This window comes from Dyella lipolytica (assembly GCF_030160075.1).
Taxonomy (GTDB): domain Bacteria; phylum Pseudomonadota; class Gammaproteobacteria; order Xanthomonadales; family Rhodanobacteraceae; genus Dyella_B; species Dyella_B lipolytica.
In genome coordinates, this window is the sequence record NZ_BSNQ01000009.1 from 363,835 (window position 1) to 377,766 (window position 13,932).

Consider the following 13,932-nt stretch of genomic DNA (forward strand, 5'->3'; position numbering starts at 1 on the left):
CCCCTCTCCCGATGGGAGAGGGGCTTTAAAAGCGTTACAGCACGCCGCGTTTCATCTGATCGCGTTCGATCGATTCGAACAGCGCTTGGAAATTGCCTTCGCCGAAGCCTTCATTGCCCTTGCGCTGAATGATCTCGAAAAAGATCGGGCCGATGTTGTTCTGCGTGAAGATCTGCAACAGCTTGCGTTGCTTGGTCTCGGGATCGGCGTCGATCAGGATCTTGTTCTTCGCCAGGCGCGGCACATCCTCGCCATGGTTGGGGATGCGCATGTCGATCACTTCGAAATAGGCGTCCGGCGTGTCGAGAAATTGCACACCCTTGGTGCGCATCGCCTCTACCGTGTCGTAAATATTGTCGGTGAAGCAGGCAATGTGCTGGATGCCTTCGCCATGATAGGCGTCGAGGTATTCGTTGATCTGGCTCTTCGGATCGCTCGACTCGTTGAGCGGAATACGTACGATGCCGTCTGGCGCGGTCATCGCCTTGGACACCAGGCCGGTCTTGGCGCCCTTGATGTCGAAGTAGCGGATCTCGCGGAAATTGAACAGACGCTCGTAGTAATCGGACCACTTCTGCATGTTGCCGAAGTAAAGGTTGTGCGTGAGGTGGTCGATGAAGGTGAGGCCGAAACCGGTCGGGTTCTGATCTGCACCAGGAATCGGCGCATAGTCGCCGTCGTAGATGGTGCCGGCGTTGCCGTAGCGATCGATCAGATAAAGCATGCAGTCGCCGATGCCCTTCACCACGGGCGCATTGACGGCCTTGGTGTCAGCCTTTTCGGTGACCGCCTCTCCGCCGTTGGCCAGCACCATCTTGAGCACGTCGGCGGCTGGCTTCTTGAAGCGGATCGCGAAGCCGCATGCGCAAGGGCCATGCTTGGCGGCAAAATCGGCGGCGAAGGAAGCCGGATCCTCATTGACCAGGAAGTTCACACCACCCTGGCGATACACCGTGATCGGACGATTCTTGTGCTTGAGCACGGCCGAAAAGCCCATGCTCTTGAACAACGCATGCAGCTCACCGCTACGGCCAGCCGGCGCAGCAAACTCGACGAATTCGAAACCGTCGATACCCATCGGGTTCTCGAACGTGGTGACCTGCATGCCGAGGTTGGGCTGGGCGTTCATGGTGCTCTCCTGATCGAGTCGAGGCGCGACGGCGACTATTGCAGCGTGCCACCATCGGGATAAGATCACCGTTATAGTTACATATGAAACTAATTGCAAGGAACACTGCCGCAATGCCCGCATCCCGCAAGCCCGCCCCTGTCGGTGCCGAACACGCCCCGCTGGAACTGGAGCATTTCCTGCCCTACCGGTTGTCGATTCTTTCCAACACCGTGAGCCAGGCGATCGCGGACGATTACCAACGCCGCTACGACCTCAGCGTGACGGAATGGCGGGTGATGGCGGTGCTGGCGCGATTCCACGGATTGTCCGCGCGCGAGGTGGCGGAGCGCACCGCGATGGACAAGGTGGCCGTAAGCCGCGCGCTCGCCCGGCTGGTGGAAGCCGGCCGCGTCCACCGCGATACCCACGGTAACGACAAACGCCGCTCGGTATTAAGCCTGACCGAGGCCGGCTGGCTGATTCACGACGATGTGGCGCCGATGGCGCGTGCGCGCGAACGCGAAGTACTGGCGAAGCTGGACGCGGAGGAACGCGATTGGCTGACGCGGATTCTGGACAAGCTGCAGCCTGTGCAGAAGCCATAAGTGGAAAGGCGTGAGAAACGAGTGTCGCTTTAGCCACTCGTTTCTCACTTCCGATCTTTACTTCACCCCATGCATCAGGCGATTGATCAGCGGCGAAATCAGCAGCAGCAACACGCCGGCACCCGCCAGCAGCCAGAAGCTGAAAGTAAACCCGCTCAAGGCTGATGCCGCGGTCATCCCGTTTTCGCCGCTGATGTGCCCGGCCAGTAAGCCCGACAGATTGCCGCCCACGGCGAGCGAGAGAAACCAGCCACCCATGGCGACACCCACCAGACGCGGCGGTGCAAGCTTGGTCACCATCGACAAGCCGATCGGCGACAGACACAGCTCACCCACCGTCTGCAGCACATAGCACGCGGTCAACGGCCAGAACGGAATCAATCCGCGCACATCGATCAATCGTGAGAGCGCATACATCAGCACCAGGAAACCGAATCCGTTGAAGATCAGGCCAAGACCGAACTTGCGCGGAATGGATGGCTCCTTGTGCCGTTTCGACAGATACGCCCACACCAGCGACACCACCGGCGCCAGCACGATGATCGCCAACGGGCTCACCGACTGGAACCAGCCGACAGGAAACTCCCAGCCGCCGAACATCTTGCGATCGACCATGTTTTCCGCGAGGAAATTGAACGAGGTGCCGAGCTGGAAGTAGAACATCCAGAACAGCAGATTGAAGGCGAAGATGATCAACATGGCGATCACGCGCTGCACCTGCACCGTGTCGTGGCGCACCGCCTCCACGATCAGCATGGTCGCTACACCGACGAAGAGCAGGCCAAGCAGCCACTGCAGCCCGATCGCGCCGATCTTCGACAACAGCAGATACACGATCGGCACGGCAACAACCACGCCCACGAATACCCACAGCACGCGCATGCGGCTCGAAGCCTCCGGCGCCGGACGCCCCACGCCACGCAAACCGCGACGTCCGAACCAGAACCACAACAGACTCAGCACCATGCCGACACCGGCTGCACCGAACACCAATCGATAGTTCTGCTGCAGCGGCGTGTCGGTGAAATAGCTGGCCAACCAGCCGGTGAGCAAGGGCGCGACAAACGCGCCAGCATTGATGCCCATATAGAACAAGGTAAAACCGCGATCGCGCCGTTCGTCTTTCGGTCCGTAGAGCTGTCCGACCATCGAAGAAATGTTCGGCTTGAACAGACCGTCACCGACCACGACCATCGCCAGGCCATACAGCATGGCTTGCTGACTCGGCAGCATGATCGTGAACAGACCGGCAGACATCACCAGTGCACCGAGCAGAATCGAACGCTGATAGCCGATGAGTTTGTCGGCCACGTAGCCGCCAAAGATACCCGTGGCATAAATCAATGCCGTGTAGGCGCCGTAGATCTTGCTGGCCCACGCCTGTCCGGATGCATCGCCGTGATAGAACTGCGCCACGATGTACAGCGCCAACGCCCAGCTGACGCTGTAGAACGCGAAGCGCTCCCAGAATTCGGTCATGAACAGCATCCACAGCGGACGCGGATGACCGAGCATCTGTGGAAAGTCGGGCGCGGTGTCGACGCCGGCTTCGGGACTCTGGCTCACGGATTTCCCCTTGGGTTGTGAATTCAACAGATGTAACTAGCTGTACGCGTGTCGTCAAATGCGATGCAGCATCGCCGCTCAGCTTCCCAAGACCGTACGCACATCCAGCAGTTCCGGAAAGAACTCAAGCTCCAGCGCTTTCTTCAAAAACGCCACACCCGAAGAACCACCCGTCCCGCGTCGGTGGCCGATGATGCGCTCCACCGTTTTCATATGGCGGAAACGCCAAAGCTGGAAACTCTCTTCCACATCCACCAGTTGCTCGCACATGTGGTACTCCGGCCAGAACGTCGCCCGCTCTTCGTATATGCGCTTGAACACCGGCAACAGCTGCTCGTGGCGCTGATACGGCTCGCTCCAGTTGCGCTCCGTCCGTTCGGCCGGTACCGCGTGGCCGCGGCGTGCGAGGTAGCGCAGAAATTCGTCGTAAAGCCCCGGCGCTTCCAGCACCGCGCGCAGCTGCTCCTGGGCCGCCGGGTCGTGGTCGAACACGCGCAACATCTGGGCGTTCTTGTTGCCGAGCAGGAATTCGATCACCCGGTATTGCAGCGATTGAAAGCCGGACGACGGCCCAAGCACATGGCGAAACTCCAGGTATTCCGAAGGCGTAAGCGTCTCCAGCACCGCCCATTGCTCGAACAACTGCCGTTGCACCTGCTTCACGCGGGCCAGGATCTTCAGGCAGGCGTCCAGATCGTCGATGCGCAGATGGGCAATCGCCGACTTCAGCTCATGGATGACCAACTTCATCCACAGCTCGGCCACCTGGTGCTGCACGATGAACAGCATCTCGTCGTGATGCGGCGGCTGGCTAAGAGGGTGCTGGGCGGTCAGCAGCTGGTCCAGCCGCAGGTAGCCGCCGTAGGTCATCTGCCCGTTCAGATCGAGCTGGATGCCTGCTTCGAGGTCACGCTGGTTGTCCGTCATGGTGCCCGCAAACCCGCAAAGATGCTCATGTTACCCGGTATGACGAAGCCCGCCGTACGGCCTCGCATGCTGCACTGTACCTTGCGGCGCAACATGGCAGCCTGCTAAAAAAAGCAGTCTTGTCTGGGACTTTTCCTGTGCGCCAGGCCCCACTGGATGGGCCGCGCCTCCCCCGCAGCGCTTTTCCATTACCCCACCCCCCGGGAGCGAGTCGTGTCCATCGCCGCCAAGTTTGAAATCGAATATCTGCAATACCTCGATGCCGAGGGCAAGCAGGTCCGTGACGATCTGCCTGCCTTCGCCAAGGATCTCGACCACATGGTCGAGCTGTACAAGCTGATGCTGTCCACCCGCGTGTTCGACGCGAAGTCGGTGGCCTTGCAACGTACCGGCAAGCTCGGCACCTACGCAAGCTGTCTCGGTCACGAAGCCGCACACGTGGGCATCGGCAGCGCCATGAAGCCCGAAGACGTGTTCGCCCCCAGCTACCGCGAATACGGCGCCCAGCTGTACCGCGGCGTGCAGCCCCGCGAGGTGTACATGTACTGGGGCGGCGATGAGCGCGGCAACGATTATCAGAAAGAGCCGGCGCGCCACGACTTCGCCTGGTCGGTGCCGATCGCCACGCAGTGCCTGCACGCTGCCGGTTCCGCGCTGGCGTTCAAGATCCGCAAGGAACCGCGCGTGGCCGTGTGCACCATCGGTGACGGCGGCTCGTCGAAGGGTGACTTCTACGGCGCCATCAACATCGTCGGTGCGCAGAACCTGCCGATGGTGGCGGTGATCGTCAACAACCAATGGGCCATCTCGGTACCGCGCAAGATCCAGTCGGGCGCACCTACGCTGGCGCAGAAGGGCATTGCTGCCGGCCTGTTCTCGATCCAGGTGGACGGCAACGACATCATCGCCGTGCGCAAGGCGATGGAAGACGCGCTGGATCGCGCCCGCACCGGCAAGGGTGGCAGCGTGCTGGAACTGGTGACCTATCGCCTCAGCGATCACACCACCGCCGATGACGCCCGCCGCTATCGCGGCGAGCAAGAAGTGAAAGACGCCTGGGCCAAGGAGCCGATGAAGCGCCTGCGCAACTGGCTGGTGGCCAAGAAAGTGTGGGACGACAAGAAAGAAGAAGCCTGGAAGGCCGAGTGCGACGAGTGGATGGACAACGAGGTCAATGCTTACCTCGAAACCAAGACCCAGCCCGTCACGGCGATGTTCGACTACACCTTCGCCGAAGTCCCCGCGGATCTCGCCAAGCAGCGCGATCTCGCCATCTCGCTCGACAAGAAGGCGCACTAAGCCATGGCACAAATCACTCTTATCGAAGCCGTTACCCAGGCGCTCGCTTATGAAATGGCGCACGACGAAAGCGTCGTGGTGCTGGGTGAAGACGTAGGCGTCAACGGCGGCGTGTTCCGCGCTACCCAGGGCCTGCAGGAAAAGTTCGGCGAACTGCGCGTGCTCGACACGCCGCTGGACGAAACCACCATCGCCGGCGTCACCGTCGGTCTCGCCGCACAAGGCATGAAGCCGGTCGCCGAAGCGCAGTTCGAAGGCTTCATCTATCCGATGATGGAACAGATCGCCTGCCACGCCGCGCGCCTGCGCAACCGCACCCGCGGCCGCATCACCGTGCCGGCCGTGTGGCGCGCACCGTGGGGCGGCGGCATTCGCGCGCCCGAGCATCACTCCGAAGCGAACGAACATTTGTTCACCAACATTCCGGGTCTGCGCGTGGTGATGCCCTCCTCGCCCGCCCGTGCCTATGGCCTGCTGCTCGCCGCGATCCGCGATCCGGATCCGGTGATGTTCTTCGAACCCAAGCGCATCTATCGCCAATACAAAGAAGAAGTGCCGGATGACGGCGAAGCCTTGCCGCTGGACGTGTGCTTCGTGCTGCGCGACGGCACCGACGTCACCATCGTGACCTGGGGCGCACAGGTGAAGGAAGCGCTGGAAGCCGCCGATGCGCTCGCCGAGGAAGGCATCAGCACCGAAGTCATCGACGTGGCCACGCTCACCCCGCTGGATTTCGACACCATCGCCGAATCGGTGCAGAAGACCGGCCGCTGCGTGATCGTGCACGAAGCACCCAAGACCGCCGGTTTCGGCGCGGAAATCGCCGCACGCCTGGCCGAAGAATGCATGTACGACCTGCTCGCACCGGTCGAACGCGTCACCGGTTACGACACGCATATCCCGCTGTTCCGTCTCGAGATGAAATACCTGCCGAGCACCGAACGTGTGGTAGAAGCCGCCAAGCGCACTCTCGCCGCCAGCTAATCATTCAACGGATCCCGACTCATGGCTGATATCAAGACGTTCTACCTGCCGGACCTCGGCGAGGGCCTGCCCGACGCCACCATCGTCGAATGGCACGTGAAGGAAGGCGACAGCATCAAGCTCGACGCGCCGCTGGTGTCGATGGAAACCGCCAAGGCGGTGGTCGATGTGCCTTCGCCGTACACCGGCAAAGTCACCAAGCTGCACGGCGCTACCGGTGACGTGATCGAGACCGGCGCTGCACTGGCCGAATTCGAGCCCGACCCGAATGCCAAGCAGCGTGCCGAGGCCGAATCCACTGGGCATCATCATGGCCCGAAGAAAGCGGCTGCCGAGCCGAAGAAAGTCGTCGCTTCCGATGAAGGCGGCGAAATCGAAACCAACGGCAAGGCCGATCGCGAAGACGAAGGCACCGTAGTCGGTGCGATGATCAGCGGCAGTCATGTGCATGTCGAGCAAGCCGCCAGCGTGGGCGGTGTGAAAGCCGTGCCGGCTGTGCGTGCGTTGGCCAAGAAACTCAAGGTGGACATCACTCGTGTGCGTCCGAGCGGCGCCGACGGCGTGGTGACCATGCAGGATGTGAAGAATGCCGCCGCCAACGGGTCGGCGGCACTCGGCGCCGCCCCGGCGCGTGCCGTGTCCGCTTCGGCCGGCCGTCATCTCGCCCCCGAACTGCCGCAGCCGGAACCCGCGCGCACCGCTGTCTCGCTAGCCGGCAAGCCGGTACGCACAGCACCGCCGAGCGTGCAGGCCAGCGGTCAGCCGGAACAGTTGAAAGGCGTTCGTCGCAACATGGCTCGCGTGATGGCCGATGCCCACGCTAACGTGGTGCCCACCACGCTGGTGGACGACGCCGACCTGCACGCGTGGATCGGCAAGCAGGACATCACCGCGCGCCTGATCCGCTCTATCGTCGCTGCTTGCAAGGCGGTGCCCGCGCTCAACGCGTGGTTTGACGGCAAGAACCTCACCCGCACGTTGCATCCGCATGTGGACATCGGGATCGCGGTGGACACCGATGACGGCCTGTTCGTGCCGGCACTGCGCAACGCTGACGTGCTCGATAGCGCCGGCATCCGCGCCGGTATCAAGCGGCTGCGCACGCAGGTGGAAGACCGCACGATTCCGTCGTCGGAACTGTCCGGCTACACCATCAGCCTGTCGAACTTCGGCATGTTCGCCGGTCGCTACGCGACGCCGGTCGTGGTGCCGCCGTGCGTGGCGATCATCGGTGCCGGCAAGCTCAGCCACGATGTGGTGGCAGTGATGGGTGGTATCGAAGTGCATCGCCGCATGCCGATCAGCATCACTTTCGATCATCGTGCGGCGACGGGCGGCGAAGCTGCGCGCTTCCTCAAGGCGTTGCTGGACGATCTGTCGTTGCCGAATTGATCGTTGGTCGCTCGAAAATAAAAAAGGCGCCTCAGGGCGCCTTTTTTTATGATGCGTTCGGCATATCCGCCAGGCGCATGGTCACTTCCAATCCGCTGCCCTCGCGATTTTTTGCATCGACTTCACCGCCGTGCACTTGCATGACACGCTGCACGATGGCGAGACCAAGCCCGTGGCCGCCGGCATGGGCGGCGTTTGTGCCGCGATAGAAAGGCCTGAACAACAAATCCAATTCTTCTGCCGGAACGCCAGGGCCGCGATCGCGGATACGCACTTCAGCGCGATGCTGATGAGTACCGACTTCCACATCAACGCGACCGTTGGCCGGGCTGAACTTGATCGCGTTGGCAATCACGTTGTCCAGCGCGCGCTCCAGCAGGATGCCGCTGCCATATACCGTGACCGATGCGGCATGGGCCATCGTCAGCTGGATGCCGCGCGCTTCCGCTTCGACACGGGCCGCGTCGAGGCGAGCCCTGGTCAGCTCCGTGAGATCCACCGGTTCGCGCTCCATCCCCGGAAGGCCGCCTTCAAGCCGCGACAGTGCCAGCATTTCCGCCGTCATGCGATCCATGCTGCCGATTTCCCGTTCGGCATGCGAAAAATGCTTGGCCGCTTCTTTCGGATCGGTGCTGTGCTGTGCCAGATCCAGAATCAGATGCAAGCGTGCCAGCGGCGAACGCAGCTCATGCGAAAGATCCTGCAGGACGCCGCGATCATGGGCGACCAGCAGTTCGATGCGTTCGGCCATACCGTTGAAATCTCGCGCAAGCTGACCGAGCTCATCATGGGCATCGCTCCAACGCCGGTCGACGCGCGTGGCGAATTCGCCGGCCGCCATCTTGCGCGTCGCATCGCGCATCGCTTCGACCGGGCGCGATACGCTGCGCGCCACCCACCAGCCGATGGTGCCGATCAACAGCAATGAAAGCACCAGCTGCACGCCGAGCAGGATTTTCTCGCGCGTGCGCGGCGGGACGCGTGTTCGCGAACTGCTGACCGCCACAAATTGCCGATCGTGCCCGTCGCTGCCGCTGACTTGTTGCACGGCGATATAAAAGCCCGGCCAAGGATTCAGTTCGATGTTGCGCCCTGCTGCTAGCCAGTCGGGAAGTGACTCGCGCACCGACTGCGGCAAACGTATCTGGCGCAGCGGTTGCCCATTTTCGTAAAGCGTCGCATCGACACCCTCGGCACGCTGCTGTCGCGCCCACGTATCGAGACCGTCCGCGCCACCCTTGTCATAAGCGCCCTCTGCCGCTTGCGCCAGCGCGTGCCAATCGAAATCTTGTTCGGAGGAATACACGACAAAGCTACGCGTCAGCAAACTTCCCACCACCAGCACCAGCAAGTTGGCAATGCAGAAGAAGATCAACAAGCGCCAGAACAGCGGACTGCGGAATGGGCTTTTGAAGGTGGTCATGCGCGCTCCCCACCGTTGGTCAACAGCACGTAGCCGGCGCCGCGTATCGAATCGATGCGCGGCGCTTGCGGCGACGCTTCGGCCAGCTTGTGGCGCAGGCGGCTCACGTGCACGTCGATGCTGCGATCGAAGCGCTCCAGCTCGCGGCCAAGCGCGACCCGGGTCAGCGAGGTTTTGTCGATAACCTCGCCGGCGCGCTGCACCAGCATCAGCAGCAAAGCGAACTCCGCGCCGGTGAGGTTGAGTTCCTGCTCGCCGGCATAGGCACGTCGTTCGCCCGGCAACAAACGCAACACGCCAGCAGTGAGTACACCGACGCTTTCCACCGTGTGACGCCGCAGTTGCGCGCGCACGCGCGCCAGTAGTTCGCGCGGCAGGCAGGGTTTGGAAAGATAGTCGTCCGCGCCAAGTTCCAGGCCGACCACGCGATCCACCGGCTCGCCACGTCCGGACAGCATGATGACCGGCAAACGATGTTGTGCCCGCAATTCACGCAGCGTATCCAGACCGTTACGGCCCGGAAGCATCACATCGAGAATCAGCAAATCAGGTCTCAACGCCGGATCGCGCAGCTGAGCCAGCACGGCTTCACCATCGTGCACGACATCGACATGAAGACCTTCTCGGCGCAGGTATTCGGCAAGCAGTGCGCACAGCTCGCGATCATCGTCGCCAATCAATATGCGGGACATGGGTGGGTAGCGATAAAACCATCAGATAGGCCGCGCTTACTATCGCATTACCTGCTGCGATTGGCTGCCCATAGCTTGCATCAGCCTGACTTTACCCTTCTTTACACGACGGCAAAGATCTTAAACGTGCCCCTGCATTCCAATAGTCACAACACCCCCCCCCACGCAAGCAGGAGCTTGAATATGCGCAAGACAATGACCCTTTCGATCATTCTGGCTGCGGCCCTTGGCTGCTCCGCACTCGTGCTCGCCGCCCCGGGCGGACAGGGCTTCGGTGAAGATGGTGGCTGGAATGGCGGCCACGGTCACCACCACGGTCTGATGGCGCTGCGCGGTCTGAATCTGACCGACGCGCAGAAGGCTTCGATCAAGCAGATCGTCCAGCAGAACATGAGCCAGATGAAGCCGCAGTTCCAGGCCGTCCGTCAGCAGCGTCAGGCGTTTGAAGCCCTGTCGCCGAGCTCGTCGGGTTATCAGGCCGCCGCTGCCAGCCTGGCCCAGGCCGAAGCCAACCTCACCAGCGCCCGCATCACCGCCCGCGCCGCGGTTACCGCCCAGATCTACAACACCGTGCTGACCAGCGCGCAACAGACTCAGCTGACCGCTCAGAAAGCTGCGTTCCAGGCCCGCAAGGCGCAGTGGCAGCAGTTCAAGGCCGAGCATCCGGCGCAGTCGACGTCGACCTCGGCTCAGTAAGTCACGCATAAAAAAGAAGTATCTCGGTTAGTCGGACTTAGCGGACGTTCTAGCCAGGTATCACTTGAGCGATCGCCGCTGCATCGGCGATCGCTTTTTTGTGGTCCGATTCCGAGCCATATCCACGCGCAGCTGTCACGTCTTTGTCTTGGACGATGCTTAGTTTCCATGGGGCTGACCTCAGAGGGCACGCCCATGCAGACGGAAGTCGCTGTTGCCACAACCACCTCATCGAACCAGGGTTCGGGGCGCATTTTCGGCATCGTTTTCGGCCTGATTCTGGTGGTGGGTGCCGTCTACGCCGGCATGCACCTCATCTCGGATCTTTCCATCGTCCGCTCGCATTCCGCGGCACCGTTCATCCTGCTCGGCATCGCCTTGCTGATCGCGCTGGGCTTCGAGTTCGTCAACGGTTTCCACGACACCGCCAATGCGGTGGCAACGGTGATTTACACGCATTCGCTGCCGGCGAATCTGGCCGTGATCTGGTCGGGTGCTTTCAATTTTCTCGGCGTACTGACGTCGTCGGGCGCGGTAGCCTTCACCGTGGTGTCGTTGCTGCCGGTGGAACTGATTCTGCAGGTTGGCAGCGAAGCCGGCTTCGCGATGGTGTTTGCCTTGCTGCTTGCGGCCATTATCTGGAATCTCGGCACCTGGTATTTCGGCTTGCCGAATTCGTCCTCGCACACCTTGATCGGTTCGATCATCGGCGTTGGCTTGGCCAATCAGCTCACAGCGGCGAAGAACGCCACCAGCGGCGTCGATTGGAATGCCGCGATCGGTGTATTCAAAGGATTGGTCTTCTCGCCCATCGCCGGCTTCATCCTCGCGAGCCTGCTGATGTTGCTGCTAAAGGCAGTGGTCAAGATTCCCGCGCTCTATCGCGCGCCGGAAGGCAACAAGCCGCCGCCGTGGCCGATCCGTGCGCTGCTCGTGCTCACCTGCACCGGCGTGAGTTTCAGTCACGGTTCCAACGACGGCCAGAAAGGCATGGGCCTGATCATGCTGATCTTGATCGGCACGGTGCCCACCGCTTATGCCTTGAACGGCGCGGTATCAGGCGGCCAGGTGAAGACCTTCCATGAGGTTTCCGTCGAAGCGCAGCAGGTACTGAGCAGCCTGGATCACTCGCAAATCGTTACCGGCGATCCGCGCAGCATCGTCACCGCCGCCATACAGCAGCACAAACTGCTGCCGGATACGGCACCGGCGTTGTCCGCATTGCTCGCCTCGATCGATCATCAGGTCGTCAATCGCACATCGCTGAGTGCGGTACCGCAAGAGCAGATGAGCAACGTGCGCAACGACATCTATCTGGCCAACACCGCGATACCGCTTGTGCTCGCGCAGCCGGGATTGAGTGCGGATCAGACGAAAGTGCTGACCGCATGGCGCGGTCTCGGCGCAAAGGCTACGCAGTTCATTCCACCGTGGGTAAAGGTGGCGGTAGCGCTCGCGCTGGGCCTTGGAACGATGGTGGGCTGGAAGCGCATCGTGGTGACCGTCGGCGAGAAGATCGGCAAGGAACATCTGACCTATGCGCAAGGTGCATCGGCTGAATTCGTGGCGATGGGATTGATCCAGGCGGCGGATATGTACCACCTACCGGTCAGCACGACCCATGTGCTGACCTCGGGCGTTGCCGGCACGATGGCGGCAAACGGTTCGGGCCTGCAGTGGGCCACCGTGCGCAATCTGCTGATGGCCTGGGTGCTGACGCTACCTGCGTCGATCTTGCTGGCGGGTATTTTGTTTGTGGTGCTGAAGCACGTGTTCTGAGTGTGCCCAAGCTACCGCGCTTGGCTTACTCGCCGTCTTGTGCGGCGAGCAGATCCAGCGCTTCGCGTAGATAGACGAGGGCTTCGTCGCGTGCTGGCTCATCCACGTAGTCGGGTGTACTGGCGACCGGCTCGCCATCCAGTTCCAGCACCAGTGAGAGCGGCAACGTATGCAAGGTAGCGGCCGCGCCGCCAAGCGTCTTCAGTTGTTTCTGCACGGCGCCGGCGGCTTTCGGATCTTTGAAGGACTTCGATAGCAGCAGTTCATCGCCCTCGGAAGAGAACAAGCGAAAGCGAAAGCTACCGTCGGAATCGCGGAAACTGGCGAAACGCGGCGACCTACCGGACTTCGACGGCAACTTGGACGTGCCAGCGTGCATGGTCACCGACGACATCGCACGCAAGCCGATCGCATCGCGCAGTTCTGCGATTTTCGGTCCGGCGATCGCACGGGCCTTGCGTGCACCTTCTCGCAGAATTTCTTCGATCGCGGCTGGCCGCGCGATCAGGTTCTCATAGCGTTCGCGCATTGGCGCCACATCGGCTTCGATGCGTTCGTACAGCACTTGCTTGGCCTCACCCCAGCCGATGCCCTCTTCCAGCGCACGGCGGAACGCGGCGCTTTCGGCTTCACTGGCAAAGGCTTGGAAGATAGTGAAAAGCGAAGAACTATCTGGATCTTTCGGCTCGCCCGGCATGCGCGAATCGGTGACGATGCGCATGATCGTTTCGCGCAACTGCTTGGTGCCGCCAGCGAACAACGGAATCGTGTTGTCGTAGCTCTTGGACATCTTGCGACCATCCAGGCCCGGCAGCGTGGCCACCTGTTCCTCGATCAGCGCTTCGGGCAGCACGAAGAACTCACGCTGATAGATGTGGTTGAAACGTTGCGCGATATCGCGCGCCATCTCGATGTGTTGAATCTGATCGCGCCCCACCGGCACGTGTTGCGCGTTAAACGCAAGAATGTCGGCGGCCATCAGCACCGGATACATGTACAGGCCCGCCGTAACGCCTGCATCGGGGTCTTCACCCTTCTCGGTGTTCTGATCGACCGAGGCCTTGTAGGCATGCGCGCGGTTGAGCAGACCCTTGGCGGTGACGCAGATGAGAAACCAGGTGAGCTCGGGAATTTCCGGAATATCGGATTGCCGATAGAAGGTGACCTTGTTCGGATCGAGCCCCGCCGCCAACCAGCTGGCCGCAATTTCCAGGCGTGAGCGTTCGATGCGGGCCGGGTCGTCGCTCTTGATCAGCGCGTGATAGTCGGCCATGAAGAAGAACGCATCGACATCCGCACGACGACTGGCAGCGATCGCAGGCCGGATGGCCCCGACGTAGTTGCCAAGATGCGGTGTACCAGTGGTGGTGATGCCTGTAAGGACGCGGGTTTGCATGCGGCGGTATCGGCTTGTGCAATGGATGGTTACGCGTCCGCGTTGAGTTGCGCGGACAGGAT

12 protein-coding genes are annotated in these 13,932 nt (G+C 61.5%); 6 read left to right on the top strand and 6 right to left on the bottom strand.

Features of this window, described 5'->3' with window-relative positions; translation table 11 throughout:
• Nucleotides 1–34: 34 nt before the first annotated feature.
• Nucleotides 35–1,129, bottom strand: a complete 1,095-nt coding sequence (hppD, locus tag QQL64_RS14825; protein ID WP_284401060.1) for a 4-hydroxyphenylpyruvate dioxygenase — start codon at nt 1,127–1,129, stop codon at nt 35–37.
• 113 nt (nt 1,130–1,242) lie between these two features.
• On the opposite strand from hppD, the gene QQL64_RS14830 reads away from it, so the two are divergent.
• A complete protein-coding gene (locus QQL64_RS14830) occupies nt 1,243–1,716 on the top strand; it encodes a MarR family winged helix-turn-helix transcriptional regulator (RefSeq protein WP_284401061.1) in 474 nt (157 codons plus the stop codon).
• Nucleotides 1,717–1,773: 57 nt separating this feature from the next.
• Here QQL64_RS14830 and QQL64_RS14835 read toward each other — a convergent pair whose 3' ends face one another.
• Nucleotides 1,774–3,231 carry a peptide MFS transporter gene (locus QQL64_RS14835; RefSeq protein ID WP_284402205.1) on the bottom strand — a complete coding sequence of 486 codons (1,458 nt, stop codon included), beginning with the start codon at nt 3,229–3,231 and terminating at the stop codon, nt 1,774–1,776.
• A 129-nt stretch (nt 3,232–3,360) separates the two neighbouring features.
• Nucleotides 3,361–4,209 (bottom strand): tryptophan 2,3-dioxygenase, encoded by an 849-nt coding sequence (locus tag QQL64_RS14840; RefSeq protein WP_284401063.1) that lies wholly within the window; start codon nt 4,207–4,209, stop codon nt 3,361–3,363.
• A gap of 213 nt (nt 4,210–4,422) precedes the next feature.
• Between QQL64_RS14840 and pdhA the strand changes: the two genes are divergently transcribed.
• From pdhA to QQL64_RS14855, 3 genes are read left to right on the top strand one after another with little or no spacing between them, the layout of a single operon-like run.
• Nucleotides 4,423–5,508, top strand: coding sequence for a pyruvate dehydrogenase (acetyl-transferring) E1 component subunit alpha (gene pdhA, locus QQL64_RS14845; protein ID WP_284401065.1), 1,086 nt, complete (start codon nt 4,423–4,425; stop codon nt 5,506–5,508).
• A 3-nt stretch (nt 5,509–5,511) separates the two neighbouring features.
• Nucleotides 5,512–6,492 (top strand): alpha-ketoacid dehydrogenase subunit beta, encoded by a 981-nt coding sequence (locus QQL64_RS14850; RefSeq protein WP_284401067.1) that lies wholly within the window; start codon nt 5,512–5,514, stop codon nt 6,490–6,492.
• Nucleotides 6,493–6,513: 21 nt separating this feature from the next.
• The gene (locus QQL64_RS14855) at nt 6,514–7,884 is read left to right on the top strand and encodes a dihydrolipoamide acetyltransferase family protein (RefSeq protein WP_284401069.1); all 1,371 of its coding nucleotides are present in this window, start codon (nt 6,514–6,516) and stop codon (nt 7,882–7,884) included.
• Nucleotides 7,885–7,930: 46 nt separating this feature from the next.
• Here the strand turns inward: QQL64_RS14855 and QQL64_RS14860 are convergent, their stop codons facing one another.
• Together QQL64_RS14860 and QQL64_RS14865 are read right to left on the bottom strand one after the other, a co-directional pair.
• The gene (locus QQL64_RS14860; RefSeq protein ID WP_284401070.1) at nt 7,931–9,307 is read right to left on the bottom strand and encodes a sensor histidine kinase; all 1,377 of its coding nucleotides are present in this window, start codon (nt 9,305–9,307) and stop codon (nt 7,931–7,933) included.
• On the bottom strand, nt 9,304–9,999 hold the full coding sequence (locus QQL64_RS14865) for a response regulator (RefSeq protein ID WP_284401072.1): 696 nt from the start codon (nt 9,997–9,999) through the stop codon (nt 9,304–9,306). The genes QQL64_RS14860 and QQL64_RS14865 overlap by 4 nt, the downstream gene beginning before the upstream one ends.
• 183 nt (nt 10,000–10,182) lie before the next feature.
• On the opposite strand from QQL64_RS14865, the gene QQL64_RS14870 reads away from it, so the two are divergent.
• Both QQL64_RS14870 and QQL64_RS14875 read left to right on the top strand, forming a co-directional pair.
• Nucleotides 10,183–10,695, top strand: coding sequence for a Spy/CpxP family protein refolding chaperone (locus QQL64_RS14870; protein ID WP_284401074.1), 513 nt, complete (start codon nt 10,183–10,185; stop codon nt 10,693–10,695).
• Between the two features lie 195 nt (nt 10,696–10,890).
• A complete protein-coding gene (locus QQL64_RS14875; RefSeq protein ID WP_284401076.1) occupies nt 10,891–12,474 on the top strand; it encodes an inorganic phosphate transporter in 1,584 nt (527 codons plus the stop codon).
• Between the two features lie 25 nt (nt 12,475–12,499).
• Here QQL64_RS14875 and QQL64_RS14880 read toward each other — a convergent pair whose 3' ends face one another.
• Nucleotides 12,500–13,870 carry a tryptophan--tRNA ligase gene (locus tag QQL64_RS14880; RefSeq protein WP_284401077.1) on the bottom strand — a complete coding sequence of 457 codons (1,371 nt, stop codon included), beginning with the start codon at nt 13,868–13,870 and terminating at the stop codon, nt 12,500–12,502.
• Nucleotides 13,871–13,932: the final 62 nt, after the last annotated feature.